Annotated in this window: 16 protein-coding genes and 3 pseudogenes; 18 read left to right on the top strand and 1 reads right to left on the bottom strand. The window is 40.8% G+C overall.

Annotation, left to right across the window (positions count from 1 at the left end):
• Positions 1-115 precede the first annotated feature (115 nt).
• A protein-coding gene (locus tag L0B17_RS17240; RefSeq protein ID WP_235086504.1) for an IS3 family transposase occupies positions 116-1,284 on the bottom strand; the annotation gives its coding sequence in 2 pieces (ribosomal slippage) (positions 116-1,038 and positions 1,038-1,284; 1,170 coding nt in all).
• Between the two features lie 120 nt (positions 1,285-1,404).
• Here L0B17_RS17240 and L0B17_RS17235 point away from each other — a divergent pair.
• From L0B17_RS17235 to L0B17_RS17150, 18 genes and pseudogenes are all read left to right on the top strand, one after another.
• A pseudogene (locus tag L0B17_RS17235) lies at positions 1,405-1,563 on the top strand (EAL domain-containing protein); the annotation flags it as partial.
• 367 nt (positions 1,564-1,930) lie between these two features.
• Positions 1,931-2,386: a hypothetical protein gene (locus L0B17_RS17230; protein WP_235086503.1), complete on the top strand. Its 456-nt coding sequence runs from the start codon at positions 1,931-1,933 to the stop codon at positions 2,384-2,386.
• 164 nt (positions 2,387-2,550) lie between these two features.
• Entirely contained in the window at positions 2,551-3,009 is a 459-nt protein-coding gene (gene tsaE, locus L0B17_RS17225) for a tRNA (adenosine(37)-N6)-threonylcarbamoyltransferase complex ATPase subunit type 1 TsaE (protein ID WP_235086502.1), read from the top strand.
• Positions 3,010-3,011: 2 nt separating this feature from the next.
• Positions 3,012-4,333 (top strand): annotated as a pseudogene (locus L0B17_RS17220) (N-acetylmuramoyl-L-alanine amidase).
• Positions 4,334-4,335: 2 nt separating this feature from the next.
• Positions 4,336-6,288, top strand: coding sequence for a DNA mismatch repair endonuclease MutL (gene mutL, locus L0B17_RS17215; protein ID WP_235089910.1), 1,953 nt, complete (start codon positions 4,336-4,338; stop codon positions 6,286-6,288).
• 32 nt (positions 6,289-6,320) lie between these two features.
• Complete coding sequence (miaA, locus tag L0B17_RS17210) at positions 6,321-7,211, top strand: tRNA (adenosine(37)-N6)-dimethylallyltransferase MiaA (protein WP_443019967.1); 891 nt, start codon at positions 6,321-6,323, stop codon at positions 7,209-7,211.
• An 83-nt stretch (positions 7,212-7,294) separates the two neighbouring features.
• On the top strand, positions 7,295-7,552 hold the full coding sequence (hfq, locus tag L0B17_RS17205) for an RNA chaperone Hfq (protein ID WP_226411218.1): 258 nt from the start codon (positions 7,295-7,297) through the stop codon (positions 7,550-7,552).
• A gap of 24 nt (positions 7,553-7,576) precedes the next feature.
• Positions 7,577-8,884 (top strand): ribosome rescue GTPase HflX, encoded by a 1,308-nt coding sequence (gene hflX / locus L0B17_RS17200; RefSeq protein ID WP_235086500.1) that lies wholly within the window; start codon positions 7,577-7,579, stop codon positions 8,882-8,884.
• A 33-nt stretch (positions 8,885-8,917) separates the two neighbouring features.
• Positions 8,918-10,075, top strand: coding sequence for an FtsH protease activity modulator HflK (gene hflK / locus L0B17_RS17195; protein WP_235086499.1), 1,158 nt, complete (start codon positions 8,918-8,920; stop codon positions 10,073-10,075).
• 3 nt (positions 10,076-10,078) lie between these two features.
• Entirely contained in the window at positions 10,079-10,969 is an 891-nt protein-coding gene (gene hflC / locus L0B17_RS17190; protein ID WP_235086498.1) for a protease modulator HflC, read from the top strand.
• 410 nt (positions 10,970-11,379) lie between these two features.
• Positions 11,380-11,970, top strand: a complete 591-nt coding sequence (gene petA, locus L0B17_RS17185; RefSeq protein ID WP_226411210.1) for a ubiquinol-cytochrome c reductase iron-sulfur subunit — start codon at positions 11,380-11,382, stop codon at positions 11,968-11,970.
• Positions 11,970-13,184: a cytochrome b gene (locus L0B17_RS17180; RefSeq protein WP_235086497.1), complete on the top strand. Its 1,215-nt coding sequence runs from the start codon at positions 11,970-11,972 to the stop codon at positions 13,182-13,184. The genes petA and L0B17_RS17180 overlap by 1 nt, the downstream gene beginning before the upstream one ends.
• Entirely contained in the window at positions 13,184-13,882 is a 699-nt protein-coding gene (locus tag L0B17_RS17175) for a cytochrome c1 (RefSeq protein ID WP_235086496.1), read from the top strand. Before L0B17_RS17180 ends, L0B17_RS17175 begins: the two co-directional genes overlap by 1 nt.
• Positions 13,883-13,977: 95 nt before the next feature.
• Positions 13,978-14,607, top strand: coding sequence for a stringent starvation protein SspA (gene sspA, locus L0B17_RS17170; protein WP_235086495.1), 630 nt, complete (start codon positions 13,978-13,980; stop codon positions 14,605-14,607).
• Positions 14,607-15,059, top strand: coding sequence for a ClpXP protease specificity-enhancing factor (locus L0B17_RS17165; RefSeq protein WP_235086494.1), 453 nt, complete (start codon positions 14,607-14,609; stop codon positions 15,057-15,059). Before sspA ends, L0B17_RS17165 begins: the two co-directional genes overlap by 1 nt.
• Positions 15,060-15,138: 79 nt before the next feature.
• A pseudogene (locus L0B17_RS17160) lies at positions 15,139-15,707 on the top strand (anthranilate synthase component II).
• 123 nt (positions 15,708-15,830) lie between these two features.
• Positions 15,831-18,338, top strand: coding sequence for a S9 family peptidase (locus L0B17_RS17155; protein ID WP_235086493.1), 2,508 nt, complete (start codon positions 15,831-15,833; stop codon positions 18,336-18,338).
• An 83-nt stretch (positions 18,339-18,421) separates the two neighbouring features.
• Complete coding sequence (locus L0B17_RS17150) at positions 18,422-19,564, top strand: HDOD domain-containing protein (protein WP_235086492.1); 1,143 nt, start codon at positions 18,422-18,424, stop codon at positions 19,562-19,564.
• Positions 19,565-19,662: the final 98 nt, after the last annotated feature.

Below are 19,662 nucleotides of genomic sequence, written 5' to 3'. Positions count from 1 at the left end.
CATCAAGATGCTAATAAAAATTAGCTCAGTTGCGATTTTAAAAATTGCGATACCTTTTTGTTTGCCAAGGTATAGTGACCTGGTCAACTGAATTCGGTCACCCTAGTTAAGTTCGTTATGCCACTTCTGTTAACGGCTTATCCGTACGCTCAAATTCATTGGGACTTTGGTAATTAAGGTATGAATGCATCCGTTGGCTGTTGTACCACATAGTGATGTAATTCAAGACATCTTGTTGAGCTGCGTAGCGTGTTCGATAATTGCGCCAATGAACTCGTTCCTGCTTCAAGCTTCCGAAAAAGCTTTCAGCTACTGCATTATCCCAACAACATCCTTTCTTACTCATACTGCCGACAAACTTATGCAGCCTCAGTATTCGTCTATATTGATGGCTCGCATATTGAACACCTTGATCTGAGTGTATTATCAATCCAGCTTTAGGTTTTCGTTGCCATATAGCCATTGTGAGCGCATCACAAACGAGTAGTGCCTTCATTCTGCTGCCCATACTCCAACCAACAACTTTACGGGAATAGAGATCGATTACGACGGCTAAATACAGCCATCCTTCGGCAGTCCATATGTACGTAATATCTTGAACCCACGCTTGATTGGCGCATCGAACATCAAAATCCTGTTCAAGCTCATTTTCATATATAGGCTTCTTGTGGCCGCTGTTGGTTGTTGCTTTGTACTTCTTTTTATAGCGCACCCAAACGTTTGCTTCTTTCATCAGTTGCGATGTTTTCCTACGCCCAACAGGGTAATCAAGGGAATTCAATGCCTTTTGAATGCGTCTTTGTCCGTAGGTGTTATCGCTAAACTCGGCAATATCCTTAACCCACTGCAACATCTCTTGATGCTCTGTATCAACAGGTGACTGAGACTTCCGCTTTTGATAGCTGTAGTAATTATTGTTTTTCACACCCAACACGTGACACATTAATATCACAGGCCAGATCTTCTTATTTTGGGTAATAAACGCGTATTTCACTTCGTTTCTTTGGCAAAGAAGACCGTCGCTTTTTTTAATATTTCACGCTCTATTTCTAAGCGCTTTACTTGTGCCTTTAGCTTGCGGATCTCTTCCTGCTCAGGTGTCAGCTTGCCGTTGCCTCTAAATGCATGACCATCATCATTTTCTGCTTCTTTTATCCAGCGGCCGAGCAGTTGAGGAGTCACCTCTAAATTTCTAGCGGCTTCAGCAATACTGTAATTTTGCTCTCTTACCAGTGTAATGGCATCAAGCTTGAATTCTTTTGAATAGGATTTACGTGTTTTCATTTGAATCTCCAGTTAAATCAATTATGTCTTAACTGGGTTAGTCGTATCAATTAAACCACGTCACCCCTAGTTTGAAATTCGATATTAGCTCAGTTGCGCTTTTAGAAAATCTGATACCTTATGTTTGCTGAGCTTAATGTTACGCCTTTAGTTGAGAGTATTGAAACTTATCAAGAATATTTGTTTCCTAAAAATGCGGGCGTAAAGCTGATGCAAGGCTATCTGTTTGCGAAACCCGGATTCAAATGTTTACCTGAAGTGAATTTCGACATACTTTGAATGTGAAGTGTAGACTTCGTTAGTCGCTAGTAGTAAGCATTTGTCTAATAGCGGAAGTTTAAATGTAGTAGCCCTATTATAAGTCTGTCCTCATGACTGGTATCGTTAAATACACTATCTACCATAGTTGAGTACGTTGTGGTGGGTGTATCGCTATACTGATAATCCTCATTTTGAGTTAAATATCAAAATTCCTAAAATCTTTCTCAATTCTGTTAAGTGATCCAGTACGCATATCTTTATTAATCCCTAATATAAAAACATCAAACAATCAAAAATATGACCTTGCTCAAATACTTGTTAATTGAAATTTCTAATAATGAAGTTATCCCTGATGATCTCAGGAAGTAAAGTGAGGTAGTGATATATGCGTATTCAACAATTAAGTGAATTACTTGAGTATGTTGCCAAATGTCGATTAAACATGAGCAAACTGTATAAAAGATTACACCGGAATGCTGATTCTTCTCGTGTGAAATTAATGTTGGAATACTTTCAGCAACATGAAAAGCACATCCACGACACGTTAGAAAGTTATATTGAAGATGCACCCGCTAAAATTCTTGATACCTGGTATCAAGATGTCGTTTTTGAGGATTTTATCAAGCGTTGTGATGACACTACTTTACCCGCTAATATGGACGAGGAGCAAGTGTTAGAGTTACATCTTGATCTTGAGAATCGTTTGATTGAATTTCTTGAAAAGACCGCAGAATTAACCTCTTCAAATGATGCGAAAAGTGCATTGCTTGATGTCATCCGTGTCGCAAAAATTCAGCAGAAGCGTCTTGTGCACAGTGTGCTTCGTATGGATGATATTTAGGCTAAGTCAACATTTAGCTTCTCATCAACTCAAAAAATGCCAGCAATGATATTGCTGGCATTTTTATTTGTTGAAAAAAGCCACATGCAGCTGTAGGAGATAAATACAGAACTCTGGTATATTGTGGCTTTGAACCTCTTTTATGATGCTTTTGGCTGTTTGATATGACTTCTATTATTAAAAATCTTGAAAATGAACAAGCTACAGTAGCAATTGGGCAATTTATTGCTCAGGGATTTACGCCGCCATTAACGATTTTTTTAACGGGAGATTTAGGCGCAGGTAAAACTACCTTGAGCCGTGGAATTATTCAATCTTTAGGTCATAAAGGTGCGGTTAAAAGCCCAACGTATACCTTAGTTGAGCCCTATGAGTTTGATGGTTTTGATGTATTTCATTTTGACTTATATCGCGTCGCTGACCCTGAAGAGCTTGAGTTTATGGGAATTCGTGATTATTTTAATAAAACCAGTATTTGTTTGGTTGAGTGGCCTGAGCATGGCCAAGGTATGTTGCCTGATGCCGATCTTCATTTGCATTTACGCTATAAAAATAATCAACGAGAAATTGAAATTAACGCTTTGTCTGCTTCTGGGCAAACAATTTTGAAAAAATTAAAATAATAATGACTCTACTTAAAGCCATTCTTCACCTTACCTGCTGGGTAATAATAAGTACCTCGTTTACAGTACACAGTGCTAATGAGCTCGACAGTGTGCGTATTTGGGCTGCACCAGAATCAACCCGTGTGGTATTTGACTTATCGCAAGCGCCTCAATATGAGTCGTTTACCTTAACCAATCCAGAACGTTTAGTTGTAGATATTAAAAATGCCAGCAATAAAGTCCAATTAGACAGATTAAGCAATAATAGTAAATTAATTAAACGCATTAGGGTAAGCCAATCACCCGGAAAGGGACTTTACGATTAGTGTTGGATCTCAATAAACCAATTAAATCTAACTTATTTACACTGTCGCCAACAGCCCCTTACGGTAATCGTTTGGTGGTGGATTTAGATGATTCCGTTAGCGCAGAAACCAAAGCTAAAGTCACCACTCACTCTTCGGGGACTAACCGTAATATCGTGATAGCGATTGATGCGGGGCACGGTGGGGAAGACCCCGGTTCTATTGGCCCCACTGGTATTTATGAAAAACGTGTCGTGCTAGATATTTCAAAACGCCTTGCAGATAAAATTAATGCTACTCCAGGTATGCAAGCAGTGATGACGCGTACCGGAGATTACTTTGTTGACTTAAATCGTCGCTCAGAGTTAGCTAGGCGCAGTAAAGCGGACTTATTATTGTCTATTCACGCAGATGCATTTACATCGCCTCAGCCTAGAGGGGCATCGGCGTGGGTACTATCAATGCGCCGCGCTGACAGTGAATTAGGTCGATTACTTGAGCAAACAGAAAAGCATTCAGAGTTGCTAGGTGGTGTGGGTGATATTATTCAAAATTCTGATGTTGAAAAATATTTAGTTCAAACCCTTATTGATATGCAGAAAAATAATTCGATGGTAATGGGTAATGATATTGCTAAAGATATTTTGCGTGATCTTGGTAGCGTGACTCACCTGCATAAAAAAGAGCCTGAAGCAGCGAGTTTAGCGGTATTAAAAGCGGCGGACATTCCTTCTATTTTGATTGAAACCAGGTTTATCTCAAATCCAGGTGAAGAAAAGTTACTGGTTAATTATAATCACCAACAAAAACTGGCTAATGCTATTCATAAAGGCATAGTTAGATATTTTGAAACAAATCCACCTTCAGGCACATTGTTGTCTAAGAGTGCCAATACTAAACACAAGGTTCAATCTGGTGAGTCTTTGTCGGTTATCGCTAAACGCTATGGTGTTAGTGTTGATGGGCTTAAAAAGGCCAATAACTTAAGGTCTGATGTAGTGCGTATCGGCCAAAACTTGGTGATCCCAAGGGCATAATGATGGCTATTCAATTACTTCCCCCTCAACTTGCAAACCAAATCGCTGCTGGCGAAGTGGTTGAGCGCCCAGCTTCGGTAGTAAAAGAGCTGGTCGAAAATAGTCTAGATGCTGGGGCGACAAGAGTTGATATAGAAATCGACAAAGGCGGCAGTAAGCTGATTCGCATTCGTGATAATGGCTGCGGTATTCCTCAAGCTGAACTTGCGTTAGCCTTATCGCGCCATGCTACCTCGAAAGTGCATACATTAGATGATTTAGAAGCCATCATGAGCTTTGGTTTTCGCGGTGAAGCACTGGCGAGTATTAGCTCTGTTGCGCGCTTGACGTTAACCTCAAAAACAGCCGAACAAACTGAAGCTTGGCAAGCCTTTGCTGAAGGCTCACAAATGGATGTTAAAGTGACGCCAGCAGCGCACCCTCAAGGTTCGACGATTGATGTTGTCGACTTGTTTTTTAACACTCCGGCCAGACGACGTTTTTTAAAAAGTGATAAAACTGAGTTTACCCATATTGATGAATGGTTAAAACGTATTGCTATCGCGAGATGTGATATTCATTTTACCTTGACTCATAATGGCAAATTAGTTCGTCAGTATCGTCCAGCCAACACCGATATTCAGCACCAACAACGTTTGGGGCAGATATGTGGTCGTCAATTTGCTGAAAATGCGCTAACCGTGTTATGTGAACATGCTGGTTTGTCGTTGCAAGGTTATTTGCAGTCGCCGTTTGATAATGTCATCAGTGATAGTAGCTATTTTTATGTTAATGGTCGTTTAGTGCGCGATCGTCTAGTGAATCATGCAGTAAGACAAGCATTTGCAGAGCAAGGTGTAGAACATCAACCTGGATATGTGTTGATGTTGGATTTAGATCCACACCAAGTTGATGTGAATGTGCATCCTGCAAAACATGAAGTGCGCTTTCATCAATCACGTTATGTACATGATTTTATATTACAAGCGTTGCAATCTGCTTTAATGCAAATCCGTGACTTGGTGCCAGTGCCGGACTCAAAAGATGAAGTCCCACTTACTGCCAATAATTATCCGCAGACCGAGTCTACAGCTGAACACTTTTCATTGTCAGAGTCAGTAGGAACAGACTTATCTGAGAGTCACCCAGTAAGCGAGCAATTAGACCGTCCAAATAGTATCAGTCAATTTGGTCGTATGCATGTGCCTGGGCAAGCAAACCACTCATTTGGCGGACCATCTGACAGTAAAGCTCGCTATGATGTCAATACAAGCGGTAAAGCTCCTACGGTTAATCCTTATACACCATCATCGAACTCTTATACACAGTCACCTAATAAACATATCAGTCAAACAACGATTGAGAGTTATGGCCAACTTCTACAAGTATCCGATGCTGTTAACAACACAGATGCCAATCAATTTCCTGCTAGTATATTAGCAAATACAGCCATCACTAAACCTATGCCTAATGTGTTAAATAATCAATTTTGGGTCATAGTGTGTGAAAGTGAATTAAAATTAATGCCAATAATTGCAGTGCAAAAAGCTGTTGTTCAGCAGGAGGTTTTGCAAAAATTGGCGACAGGATTAATCGGCCAGCCCTTACTTATGCCTGTATCGATAAAAGCCGAACCTGAGTGGCAATTAATACTTGAACAGAATGAACCTTTTTTGCGTCAACTCGGTATTGAGTTAACAATTCGCTACGGGCAGTTGATTATTAAAAAAGTGCCCCCATATTTGAGAGATAGCCAGTTAGCCACTGTGATACCAGAGCTGTTACAATGGATGGCAGCAGTAAAGCCAAATAATGAAGCGTTAGCGTTGTGGATTGCACAACAATCAAACGAACAGTTTGTTGCCCCGCAAACTATTTGGCAAAAGTTTTGTCTACTTATAGAGGCAACTCAGCAAACAATATTAGCCAATGCCAAAGTGTTACCTTGGCAAGCATGGATTAAAGATAACGCGTGAATAATGTCGAACGGCCAAAAGTCATCTTTTTGATGGGACCAACAGCTTCGGGTAAAACTGCATTGGCCATTCAAATGGCCCAACAGCATAACTGTGAGTTAATTTCTGTTGATTCAGCGTTGATTTACCGTCAAATGGATATTGGTACCGCAAAGCCAACAGCTGAAGAGTTGGCGCAGGCACCACATCGTTTGATTGACATTTTAGATCCTAGTGAGAGTTATTCTGCGGCTGATTTTCGTCGTGATGCACTAGAACAGATTGAGCAAATTGTTGCCCGTGGTAAAACGCCTTTATTAGTCGGCGGCACTATGATGTATTTCAAAGCATTATTGGAGGGGTTATCACCTTTACCCGCTGCAGATGAGACGATACGGACTCAAATCTTAGCCGAGGCAGAAAGTCTAGGTTGGGAGGCGTTGCATCGACAATTGTGCGAGATTGACCCCGTTTCAGGTGAGCGAATTCATCCAAATGATCCACAAAGGTTATCTCGGGCATTAGAGGTTTTTCGCATAACCGGTAAGACGATAACAGAGTTAACTCAGATTAAGTCTGCCGAGCTACCGTACGATGTAATACAGTTTGCGATAGCGCCTAGCGACAGAAAAGTATTGCATGAGTTGATTGCTAAGCGTTTTCTACTGATGTTAGACCAGGGCTTTATCGATGAAGTTGCTCGATTAAAGTCCCGCGGCGACTTGCATTTAGATATGCCATCAATGCGTTGTGTCGGTTACCGGCAGTGCTGGGAATACCTTGAAAATGAGGTTGATTATACTACTATGGTCGAAAAAGCTACCGCTGCCACTAGGCAATTAGCCAAACGTCAATTAACATGGTTGAGAAGTTGGTCTGATTTACAATGGCTTGAAAGTGGCGATGAAATGAATTTAGTTACACTTATGCGACAATGCAGCTAGCTAATTAGCTGTTACTGTATAATACTAAAACTAAAGAATAAAACTTGAATTACATATTTTAAAAAGAAAAAGGAAATTACAAAATGGCTAAGGGGCAATCTTTACAAGACCCATTTTTAAACGCTCTACGTCGTGAGCGTGTACCCGTTTCGATCTATTTAGTAAACGGTATTAAGCTTCAGGGACAGGTTGAGTCTTTCGACCAATTCGTGATCTTGTTGAAAAACACAGTGAGTCAAATGGTGTATAAACATGCCATTTCGACAGTCGTTCCAGCCCGTCCGTTTAATGTGACAAGTCATCAAGGCACTAATGCTTCTGATGAGGATGATGCGGAATAAATAACTTAAAAAGGATAATGCTTCTTGTTTGATCGTTATGAAGGTGGAGAAACAGCTGTACTTGTTCATATCGAGTTTTCTGACGAAGAACGTCGTGAAGATTTATTGGAATTACAACTATTAGTTGAGTCTGCAGGTGCACGCTCGGTAGGGGTAATCACAGGCAATCGTCGTTCGCCAGACCGAAAGTTTTTTATTGGTTCTGGTAAGGCAGAAGAGTTAGCAGCTATGGTCGCTGCAACAGAAGCTAATGTAGTGATTTTTAATCATGCATTGAGCCCAGCTCAAGAGCGTAACCTCGAAGTGGTTTGCCAGTGTCGAGTGTTAGACCGCACTACATTAATATTAGATATTTTTGCCCAACGAGCCCGAACTCACGAAGGTAAGATGCAGGTGGAGCTAGCGCAACTGCGCCACATGTCAACGCGTCTGATCCGAGGTTGGACTCATCTTGAGCGGCAAAAAGGCGGTATCGGTATGCGTGGGCCTGGGGAAACTCAGCTTGAAACCGATAGACGTTTGCTACGAGGCCGGATTAAGAATATTAATAAACGCCTAGATAAAGTAGACAAACAACGCGAGCAAAGTCGCCGAGCTCGTAAACGTAGTGATATGGCTACCGTTGCATTAGTGGGTTATACCAATGCCGGTAAGTCGACATTGTTTAATTCGTTAACATTATCTGATGTTTATGCAGCTGATCAATTGTTCGCGACACTGGACCCAACACTACGGAAATTAGATTTACCTGATGGTTCAGTCATTTTGGCTGACACTGTTGGGTTTATTCGTCATTTACCCCATGACCTAGTCGCGGCGTTTAAAGCCACGCTACAGGAAACACGCCAAGCCGATTTACTATTACATATAGTCGATTGTGCTGATGATAATATGACTGAAAATTTCGATCAGGTACAAAGCGTACTTGAAGAAATTGAAGCTGATGACATCACACAATTAGTGGTATGTAATAAGATAGATTTACTTGAAGACTTTGCCCCTCGTATAGATTATGACGATGAAGGCAAGCCTGAGCGCGTGTGGGTATCTGCACAAAAACAGATTGGATTTGATCTGCTTTTACAAGCTATTACCGAATTAATCGGAACAGTGATTTATGAGCAGACTTTGAAAATACCAGCCTCTGCTGGACATTATCTTGGCCAGTTTTATCGACTGGATGCAATACAGCAGAAAGAGTATGACGATCTGGGGAACTGTATTTTATCTGTTCGCGTATCGGAAGCCGATTGGCGCCGATTATTGAAACAGAGTCAGGGGGAATTAGAGACATTTATTTTTGAAGCTTCAGAAGTAGACGTTTCTTGTTAATCTCATTTATTTCATCCAATTATGGAGTGCTAAATGGCTTGGAATGAGCCCGGTAACAAGGGAAATAAAGACCCTTGGGGAAATAAGGGTGGTAACGATAAAGGACCACCAGATCTAGACGAAGTATTTCGTAACTTATCAAAACGTTTTGGTGGCAAGGGCGGTAATAGCGCTTCAGGCCAGCCATTTAACTCATCAATTTTGATTGTGTTTGCCTTGATTGCTTTGATTATTTGGGCGTTGTCTGGTCTATACACAGTTAAAGAAGCTGAGCGTGGTGTATTACTCCGTTTTGGTCAACACATTGGTGAAGTGAGCTCTGGTTTACACTGGAAAGCAACGTTTATTGATGAAGTGACAACCGTTGATGTGGAAACGTTCCGTTCGGTTCCTGCTTCGGGCAGTATGTTGACATCTGATGAAAACGTCGTAAAAGTTGAGCTCGTGGTTCAATATAGCGTGTCAGATGCTTATGAATACTTATTCAGTGCTGTTGATGCTAACGCAAGTTTGCGTGAAGCCACCGACAGTGCACTGCGTTATGTCATTGGTCATAACCGCATGGATGATATTTTAACGACTGGGCGTGATGCCATTCGTCGGGATACTTGGAAAGAGTTAGAACGTATTATTGAGCCTTATAAAATTGGCTTACAAATTCGTGACGTTAACTTTTTACCAGCACGTCCGCCTGAAGAAGTGAAAGATGCATTTGATGATGCAATTTCTGCACAGGAAGATGAACAACGCTTTATTCGTGAAGCAGAAGCTTACTCTCGTGAGATTGAGCCAAAAGCTCGTGGTCAAGTTGAACGTATGTCACAGCAAGCAAGTGCTTACAAACAACGTGTCGTACTTGAAGCAGAAGGTAAAGTTGCTCGATTTGAAAAGTTATTACCTGAATATAAAGCTGCACCAAGTGTAACTCGTACGCGTTTGTATCTAGATGCAATGCAAGAAGTGATGTCTGGTACTAATAAAGTATTAATTGATGCTAAAAACAACGGTAATCTAATGTATTTACCATTAGATAAGCTGATGGACAATAATAAGGCAAACAGTAAAACTGTTGAGCCAGAAGTTGAGCATCATATTAATTCAGTATCAGGTAGTGCCAATATTCCGATGACAAGTATTCCTACCGATGGACGCTTATCTCGTGAAGAACGCACTCGTCAAGGGAGGGGATAACTCATGGGTAGATTAGGTTTAATTCTTCTTGTTGTTATCTTAGGTCTTGGTTTTTCATCTGTCATGGTTGTCAATGAAGGTGAACGTGCGATAGTTTCTCGTTTCGGTAAAGTTGTTAAAGACAATATCGACGGCGTAGAAGTCACGCGTGTCTTTGTTCCAGGATTACACTTTAAGTGGCCTGTTGTGGACAAACCAAGATACATGGATGCCCGTATTCAAACTCTAGATGGTGCCGCCGATCGTTTTGTGACGTCTGAAAAGAAAGATCTAATGGTTGATTCATACGTTAAATGGCGTATTAGTGATTTTGAAAAGTACTATCTTTCAACAAACGCAGGTATTAAAGCCAACGCGGAGAAGTTATTACAAGCAAAAATCAGTAACGATTTACGTACTGAGTTTGGTCGCCGCACAATTAAAGAAATTGTGTCTGGTAAGCGCGATGAACTGCAAATTGATGCGTTAACAAATGCTTCTGAAAGTGCTGCAAACTTAGGTATTGAAGTTGTAGATGTGCGTGTTAAGCAAATCAATTTACCTGCTAACGTGAGTAATAGTATTTACCAGCGTATGCGTGCTGAGCGTCAAGCTGTAGCAAAAGAGCATCGTGCTCAGGGTAAAGAGCAAGCTGAAATCATCCGTGCAACCACCGATGCTGGTGTGACAGTTAAAGTAGCAGGAGCGGAACGTAATGCATTAACCATTCGTGGTGAAGGTGATGCGTTAGCGGCTAAGATTTATGCTGATGCTTATAATAAAGATGCCGAATTTTATGGCTTTTTACGTAGCTTAGAAGCTTACAAAGAAAGTTTTTCCGGTAATTCAGATATTATGGTGTTAGAGCCTGAAAGTGATTTCTTCAAGTATATGAAGTCGATGGACGGAAAATAAAGCTAACTGGTTAGTTTGCGAGTAAAAGCCCGATAAATATCGGGCTTTTTTGTGTCTAAAGCACGGTAGAATTATTGATCGTTTCATATAAAAATAATTATTTTTTTCATCCGACTACCTTTGACTAAATTAGTTAACCTTTATTGAGCATATAGTTATTAAAACCAGTATGTTAGATGTTTTTTTGTTTGTCATTTTGAAACGGAAACAATATCTTCAAAGCCAAAAAAATTACATTTTTAAGCCAAAGAGGCTTAATCCGCAATTTAGTTGTGTGTTTTCTCTATGATCTGCTTCTAATTTTTCGCTATAATGAGCCCTGCCTCAAACTATGATAGTTTAACACTACCTTTTTTAGAGGTTAAACTATTGAAATATAAAAATTCCAACACCCTCTGGGAGATAAGTGGATGAGCAATGCGCCAGTCGATACCGGACGTCGCAGATTCCTGACAGCCGCAACCGCCGTAGTTGGTGGTGCAGGAGCCGTTGCTGTAGCGGTTCCTTTCATCAAGTCATGGAATCCGAGTGCCAAAGCGAAAGCTGCAGGTGCGCCGGTCGAAGTAAATATTAGTAAAGTAGAACCAGGTCAGTTAATTCGTGTCGAATGGCGTGGAAAACCGGTTTGGGTAGTTCGTCGTACAGAAGCTGTGCTAAATACTCTTCAGACATTAGACAGCCAACTACGTGATCCTGCATCTGAAGAAATGCAGCAGCCAGAATATGCAACTAACCCTGCACGTTCTATCAAGCCTGAATTCTTTATTGCTGTTGGTATCTGTACCCATTTAGGATGTTCTCCAACTTATTTACCTGATTCATTTGGTGAGCAGGTTGAGGGTGTTACATCTGGTTTCTTTTGCCCATGTCATGGTTCTAAATTTGACATGGCTGGCCGTGTATTTTCGGGTGTTCCAGCTCCATTGAACCTCGTGGTGCCGCCGCATAAATATATCGATGACGCTAACGTGATTATCGGTGAAGATACGGGAGCCGCGTAATGGTTAAGAACATTATTGATTGGATCGATGCACGTATCCCTATGACGGCAACCTACAACCGTCACGTGGGTCAGTATGCGACACCGAAGAATTTCAACTTTTGGTACTTTTTCGGCTCATTAGCGTTATTAGTTTTAGTTAACCAGTTGCTTACGGGTATTTGGTTAACGATGAATTATGTACCCACAGCCGAAGGTGCTTTTGCTTCTGTTGAATACATCATGCGTGATGTTGAGTACGGTTGGCTGTTACGTTATATGCACTCTACAGGTGCGTCAGCGTTCTTCTTTGTTATCTATATGCACATGTTCCGTGGATTAATCTATGGTTCTTATCAAAAACCAAGAGAGCTATTATGGCTGTTTGGTATGTTGATTTTCCTTGTGCTGATGGCTGAAGCCTTCATGGGGTACTTACTGCCTTGGGGACAAATGTCTTACTGGGGTGCACAGGTAATTATTTCATTGTTTGGTGCTATTCCGTTTATTGGTGATGACTTGACACTGTGGATCCGCGGTGACTATGTTGTTTCTGGCGCAACTTTAAATCGTTTCTTTGCGTTGCATGTTATTGCCCTTCCACTTGTATTGGTTGTATTAGTGTTCTTACACTTAGTTGCCCTACATGAAGTTGGCTCAAATAACCCAGATGGCGTTGAAATTAAAAAGAACAAAGATGAGAATGGATGGCCTATTGATGGTATCCCATTCCACCCTTACTACACTGTAAAAGATATTATGGGTGTAGCGGGTTTCTTAATCGTGTTCTGTTATGTGTTGTTCTTCATGCCTGAAGGCGGCGGATACTTCCTTGAAAAGCCAAATTTTGAAGCGGCTAATCCAATGAAGACTCCTGAGCACATTGCACCAGTTTGGTACTTCACGCCTTTCTACGCGATTTTACGTGCAGTTCCTGATAAGTTGCTGGGTGTTATTGGTATGGGTCTATCTATTGCAGTGTTGTTCCTTCTGCCTTGGCTTGATCGCTGTAAAGTGAAGTCTATTCGCTACCGTAGCTTGATCCACAAGATCAACATTGCTCAGTTTACAGTGTCGTTCATTATATTAGGTTATTTAGGCGTAGTTCCTGCCACTCCTGAGTTAACCATTGCGGCACGTATATTCACTTTCACTTACTTTGGTTTCTTCGTGGCCCTATGGGTTTACAGTAAGAATGAGAAGACAAAGCCGGTACCTACGAGGGTGACTCACTAATGAAAAAGTTATTAATTGCATTAGTTACATTGCTGCCATCTCTCGCTATGGCTGCAAGTGGGCACAATGTTCACTTAGAAAGTGCTAACATTGACTTAAATGATAATGCGTCATTAGAGCGTGGTTTGGATTTATTCCAACATTACTGCTCAGGTTGTCACAGTACTCAATATCAACGCTACGACCGTGTAGCGACTGACTTAGGTATTTCAATCGATGATATGCGTAACAAGTACATGTTCACCGATGCTAAAGTTGGTGAGTTAATGGAAAACGCTATCCCTGAGGCAGATGCGGCTAAATGGTTTGGTGCAGCACCACCAGATTTAACTTTAGTTGCTCGTGTACGTGGTGCTGATTGGGTTTACACTTACCTAAAAGGTTTCTACGCGGATGAAAGTCGCCCATTTGGCGTTAATAACACCGTATTCCCACTAGTAGGTATGCCGCATGTTTTACAAGGTCTACAAGGCCTTAATGTAAAAGATGAACATGGTAAACTTGTGGCTACGGGTGGTTCAATGTCTGCTGAAGAGTACGACCAAGCGGTACGTGACTTAACTGGTTTCCTAGTCTATTCAGGTGACCCAGTTAAGCTAGAGCGTGAAGCATTAGGTTGGTGGGTACTCGGATTCCTGTTTATTTTCTTCATCATTGCTTACTTGTTGAAGAAAGAATACTGGAAAGATGTGCACTAGCATCAAATAACGGGTAAAATGTATTATCCGCGTAATGTAAACGAGGGGCTTAGCCCCTCGTTTGTTTTGTTTTTCTAGATTTCTGGAGAGTATCAATGGCTGTAGCTGCCAACAAACGCTCTATCATGACACTGTTTTCAGGTGCCGATGATTTATATAGCCATCAAGTGCGTATCGTATTGGCTGAGAAAGGGGTTACCGTTGATGTTTTACAGGTAGACCCAAGTGAAATGCCAGAAGATTTACTTGAAGTAAATCCATATAACTCTGTGCCAACGTTAGTTGACCGTGAATTAGTGTTATATGAATCTCGCATAATCATGGAATATTTGGACGAGCGTTTCCCACATCCACCACTTATGCCTGTTTACCTGGTATCACGTGGTCAAAGTCGCCTGATGATGCATCGCATTGATACCGATTGGTATGTACTTGTTGATCGTATTCGCAACGGTGATAAAGCTGATGCGGCTCGTAAAGAGTTAACTGAAAGTTTAGTTGCTTTGGCACCAGTATTTGCTGAAATGCCTTACTTCATGAATGAAGATTTTGGTTTGTCTGATTGCTATTTAGGCCCATTATTATGGCGTCTGCCAGTATTAGGTATCAATTTAGATCCTCGTACTGCTAAAGAGATTAATGCTTATATGACACGTATTTTTGAACGTGAATCATTTAAAGCATCATTAACAGAGGCTGAGCGCGAAATGCGCATGGGTATGTAATGAAAAGCATTACTCCAAATCGTCCTTATTTATTGCGGGCTTATTATGAGTGGTTGATGGATAACCATTTTACGCCGCATGTTGTGGTTGATGCATTTGTAGAAGGTACTCAAGTACCTCAGCAATTTGTGAAAGATGGACAAATTGTATTAAACATAGCCACAGGTGCTGTGGTTAATTTACAAATGAATAATGACGCTGTTGAATTCAGTGCACGTTTTGGCGGCGTACCTCAGCAAGTTTACTTGCCTATGGCATCTATTATTGCCATCTACGCCCGTGAGAATGGATCTGGTACCGTATTTGATATGGAAGATGCATATACTACTGATAATGAAACTAAAGTGACATCACCAGGTTTAGCTTCTGTTGATAATACTATGGATAAATCAGTAGCAGAAAAAACGGATGAAAAACCTAAGCGTAAAAGCCACCTCACTGTTGTAAAATAACAACATAAGGTCTACTAAAAACCAGCCTTTTGGCTGGTTTTTTTAATGGTGTTATATACTCACTCAGTCGGACAGTTGCATGTTGTTAATGATAGATAATTACGATTCTTTTACCTTTAATTTGGTGCAATACTTTCAAGCGCTAGGTGAGGATATCGTGGTTAAGCGAAATAACGAAATTACCCTTACTGAAATAGACAGTATATCGCCGACGCATATTGTTATTTCCCCGGTCCTGGTTCTCCTAATGAAGCGGGGATTTCACTTGATGTTGTTCGCCACTTTGCCGGCAAGCTGCCTATTCTTGGGGTGTGTTTAGGTCATCAAGTTATTGCCCAGGTTTTTGGTGCTAATGTGGTACGCGCAAAGCGGGTTATGCATGGCAAAACCAGTGTAATACAGCATACTGGGCGTGGCTTATTTGACGGGTTAAACCAGCCACTAGCCGTCACTCGGTATCATTCTTTATTAGTGGATTCATTACCAGAGAACTTTGTGCTTGATGCCTGGTATGACGATCCTATTCACGGCCAAGAAATAATGGCGATGAGCCATGAACAGTTATCTCTATATAGCGTACAGTTTCACCTGGAAGCGATACTGACTGAGCAAGGTCATGAGTTACTTGCTAATTTTTTACGCCGGTAAATTATTCGATCATTTAGCAAGCTTTTCTGTTACAACTTTCAACACAAATCTGCGCGAAACATAGTACTCAATTGTGCTATAAAGTGTCCCTAAAATAAAAACATCTTCATCGAAGGGATAATCATGTCTAGTTTTACGATCACCTTGCCAGTTATTCGTCGTTTTACTTTTAGTGCGCTGACATTGGCACTTGTCAGTGGATGTAGCGCGACAGCACAAGCACCACAAACTTCAGCAACGTTAACGAATAATGTGTCGGTTAAAATACCATTAGCCCAACCACCTAAAGCAGAACAAGCATTAACCTTAAACCAGATTATGGCGAATCCAGACTGGATGGGTATTTTGGCTCAAGATGCCTATTGGTCTGACGACAGTCAGTCGGTGTATTTTAGCCGTCAGGCAGATCGAGCGCCTACACGTGATTATTATCAGCAAAGTGTTGGCCAAACTGTTGCGCAGAAACTGTCATTAAATCAGTTACATTTAGCGGATCAAAAAAACGCGGTATTTAATCTAGACCGGACTCAAAAAGCTTATATCTACCAGGGTAACTTATTTGTAAAAGATTTGACTGATGGTGATATTAAACAGCTTACTAAGCAAAATGAGGCGATTAGCGGTGTGCGCTTTTTGTCTAATGGCGATATAGCTTATTGGCAAGGTAATAATATCTTCCGCCTACATCAAGCGTCAGGGCTTACGGAACAGATAGCTAATATTCAAATGGCTAATGAACCCAAACCTATTCAAGAGCCTGCATCTTATATTGCTAAGCAGCAACATAGATTAATTCAATACGTTGCTTTGCAACATGATAATGCAAAGTCTCAACAAGATTATCAGAAGCAACTTGCTAAAGTTGATCCTAGCTTTGCAGCTAACACTTGGTATTTAGGCGATACCGAAGTGGTATCTGATTTGAGTTTGTCTGCTGATGGTCGCTATGCCATTTTAGCCTTAACCGACAAAAATTATTCTTGGCGTGCTGAACACGACATTATGCCTAATTATCTTGGACAAGACGGTTATATCGATAAAGTCCCTGCAAGAGCTAGAGTCGCCGAAGATAAATTTCCTGGTCAACGCTTAGTATTATTAGATTTAGTTGAGCATGTTAAAAAAGATATCACTATTGAAGGATTAACGGGTTTTGATGAAGATGTGCTGGCAGCAGTAAAAAAAGAAAATGCTGTTGCAAAAGGCGAAACATATAAAAGCGAAACATCCCCACGTTTGATCCAGCTTATGCAAGATTGGGGCTGGGATCAAAGTGCGATTCGGTGGCATCCTACCGACAATAAACTACTTGTCATGGTTGAAGCTGTTGATAATAAAGATCGCTGGATAGCGTCAGTTGATTTAGATAAAGGCACATTAGTCACCGAGCATCGTTTACATGACGATGCTTGGGTAAACTATACGTTTAATCAATTTGGTTGGTTACCAGGCTCAGATAGCTTTTTTTACCTTTCTGAAGAAAGTGGATACTCACAACTTTATGTTAAAGCTTCAGGCCAAAAAGCGCGTGCATTAACTCAAGGTAAATTTGTTGTTGATGATGTGACTTTATCACCTGATGGTAAGCATATTGTCTACCGCGCCAATGTCGATCATCCTGGAAGTTATAATGTTTATCGTGTTGAGATTGCGTCAGGCAAGATTGAGCAACTGACAAACTGGTTTGGTACCCTGTCATACGTATTAAGCCCTGACGGACAGTCACTGCTGCTTGATGCATCATCAGCGATTCATCCTAATGAGCTTTATACTCAAAAAATTGGCGGAAAAATCACTCAGTTAACCGATTACACCAGCCAAGCGTTTAAGCAGTATGCTTGGCAAGCACCTAAAGTTGTTGCTGTGCCGTCTACCCATGGCGCGGCTGATATTTATGCGCGGGTTTATTTGCCTGAGGGATTTGATGCTCAAGCGGCTGATAAATACCCAGCAGTTATTTTTAATCATGGTGCAGGCTATTTGCAAAATGCTCATTATGGTTTTTCAGGTTACTTCCGCGAGTTTATGTTCCACAACATGTTGGCCCAACAGGGCTACGTAGTGATGGACATGGATTACCGTGGTTCGAAAGGCTATGGACGTGACTGGCGTACCGCGGTTTACCGTAATATGGGCACGCCTGAAGTTGAAGACTTAAAAGATGGCGTTTCTTGGATGGCAAGTAATGCTAATGTAGATAGCGCGAAAGTAGGCACTTACGGTGGTTCATATGGTGGCTTCTTAACCTTTATGGCACTGTTTAATGAACCTGAACTATTCCAAGCGGGCGCAGCATTGCGTCCAGTGACTGACTGGGCTCATTATAATGCGCCGTACACATCAAATATTTTAAATACGCCGGATATCGACCCCATAGCTTATGAACGTAGCTCACCGATTGAGCATGCTGATGGATTACAAAAGCCATTACTGATCATGAGCGGCGTATTAGATGACAACGTTTTCTTTCAAGACAGCGTACGTATAGTACAACGGTTAATAGAGCTTGAAAAACCGATGTTTGAAACAGCCATTTATCCAGTTGAACCACATGGTTTTAAACAACCATCAAGTTGGTTAGATGAATATCGTCGAATTTATAAACTATTTGAACAAGAGTTAAAGAAATAATCTTAGTGAATCAAATTAAGGCTTCCTTTAGGAGGCCTTAATTTTTATTATGTTATTTATAATTAATAGTAGGATTTGTTTTAGTGACAGTATCGACAGCAGGTGGCGTTCGTCCAGGTAAGTTGATTGAAATTGAACGACGTCTATATCAGCATCTTATCGTCGGCAAGCATAAAGCAGCCGCAATGGAGGATGATGCTAATGAAAAACTGGAGCAAGATGCTAATAAATTAGATATCGAGCGTAAAGCTATTCAGCTTAGGTTAGATAAGAAGGCTGAAGCTAAAGCTATTTATAAGGCTATTTCTGCTCAATTGATCGATACGGTTAATAATGCTATTGAACATAAAGTAACGAGTCTTGACAGCTTGTTAGTCAGTTCAGGCATACAAAACACTCAAATTTTATTGCTTGATTTACTCCTAGAAAAAGATCCTAATATTAATCGTCTCAGGCCTATCATTGCTAGCCTTCCTTGGTTAACGAGGGATCTTGTGACCTTGATAAATAGCCCTGCATCTACACATAGGCGCCCAAAAAACTCAGATGTACGGGTAACGGATATTAAATTGATATTAAATTATATCGGTTTAGAAAACTTACGCTTGCTGATCCCCTATTTTTGCATCAGAAATTGGCTACCCAGTGGCCATGCAAATTTACTTTGGACGACCCGAAAGTTGTGGCGATACAGCATGATCACCGCTATTGCAGCACAAGCTTTAACGGTATTACATAATCGTCCAACAGATATCAGTTACACCTGTGCACTTTTATATCAATTAGGTACCTCAGTTATTTTATCTAATAGCGCACGATTATTTGAAAGATACTGGGGAACTTGGTTAAGAGAGGCCAGTAGGAGCCGTGATAAAGAAGTTTATGATGCTGTGATGGCGACAGAGTTTCCTGCGGAACAAGTTTTTAACCAAGTGATTAATCATGGTCATCACTTAAACTGGCAATTACTTGAACAGCTAGATTTTGAACAAAGCTCGATTACTAAAGTGTTAAAAGAATTAGATCAAGATTATCATTTTAATGAGCTATCGATTGATGCATCTATCGTGGCGAAAGCAAGTTGCTACGCTAAAATAATATTACTAGAAGAACATCAATTACTCGCACCACAAGAGCGAAAAGTGATGTTCGATTATTATGAGTTTTCCCAACAAGAAGTTATCCGTTTAAAAGCGCAAAATTACCGTAAGTTAGATCTAACTTAAGTGGTTTAGTCTTTTCAAGCACACTGCATATAACAATGTAAATAGTGTGTAATTATGCACAATTGAACTATTGTGTGGTTAAAAGCAGTCAAATAACT

Source organism: Shewanella sp. OMA3-2 (assembly GCF_021513195.1).
Lineage (GTDB): Bacteria > Pseudomonadota > Gammaproteobacteria > Enterobacterales > Shewanellaceae > Shewanella.
Note: the sequence above shows the minus strand (reverse complement) of the source record. Positions and strands in the feature narration are given on the sequence as shown.

Bases quoted from the DNA above. Each gene is read 5' to 3' on its own strand.
- L0B17_RS17165 (WP_235086494.1), top strand. From the start codon at position 14,607: ATGAAAAGCATTACTCCAAATCGTCCTTATTTATTGCGGGCTTATTAT.
- sspA (WP_235086495.1), top strand. From the start codon at position 13,978: ATGGCTGTAGCTGCCAACAAACGCTCTATCATGACACTGTTTTCAGGT.
- L0B17_RS17175 (WP_235086496.1), top strand. From the start codon at position 13,184: ATGAAAAAGTTATTAATTGCATTAGTTACATTGCTGCCATCTCTCGCT.
- L0B17_RS17155 (WP_235086493.1), top strand. From the start codon at position 15,831: ATGTCTAGTTTTACGATCACCTTGCCAGTTATTCGTCGTTTTACTTTT.
- tsaE (WP_235086502.1), top strand. From the start codon at position 2,551: ATGACTTCTATTATTAAAAATCTTGAAAATGAACAAGCTACAGTAGCA.
- petA (WP_226411210.1), top strand. From the start codon at position 11,380: ATGAGCAATGCGCCAGTCGATACCGGACGTCGCAGATTCCTGACAGCC.
- hflK (WP_235086499.1), top strand. From the start codon at position 8,918: ATGGCTTGGAATGAGCCCGGTAACAAGGGAAATAAAGACCCTTGGGGA.
- miaA (WP_443019967.1), top strand. From the start codon at position 6,321: ATGGGACCAACAGCTTCGGGTAAAACTGCATTGGCCATTCAAATGGCC.
- L0B17_RS17180 (WP_235086497.1), top strand. From the start codon at position 11,970: ATGGTTAAGAACATTATTGATTGGATCGATGCACGTATCCCTATGACG.
- hfq (WP_226411218.1), top strand. From the start codon at position 7,295: ATGGCTAAGGGGCAATCTTTACAAGACCCATTTTTAAACGCTCTACGT.
- L0B17_RS17230 (WP_235086503.1), top strand. From the start codon at position 1,931: ATGCGTATTCAACAATTAAGTGAATTACTTGAGTATGTTGCCAAATGT.
- mutL (WP_235089910.1), top strand. From the start codon at position 4,336: ATGGCTATTCAATTACTTCCCCCTCAACTTGCAAACCAAATCGCTGCT.
- hflC (WP_235086498.1), top strand. From the start codon at position 10,079: ATGGGTAGATTAGGTTTAATTCTTCTTGTTGTTATCTTAGGTCTTGGT.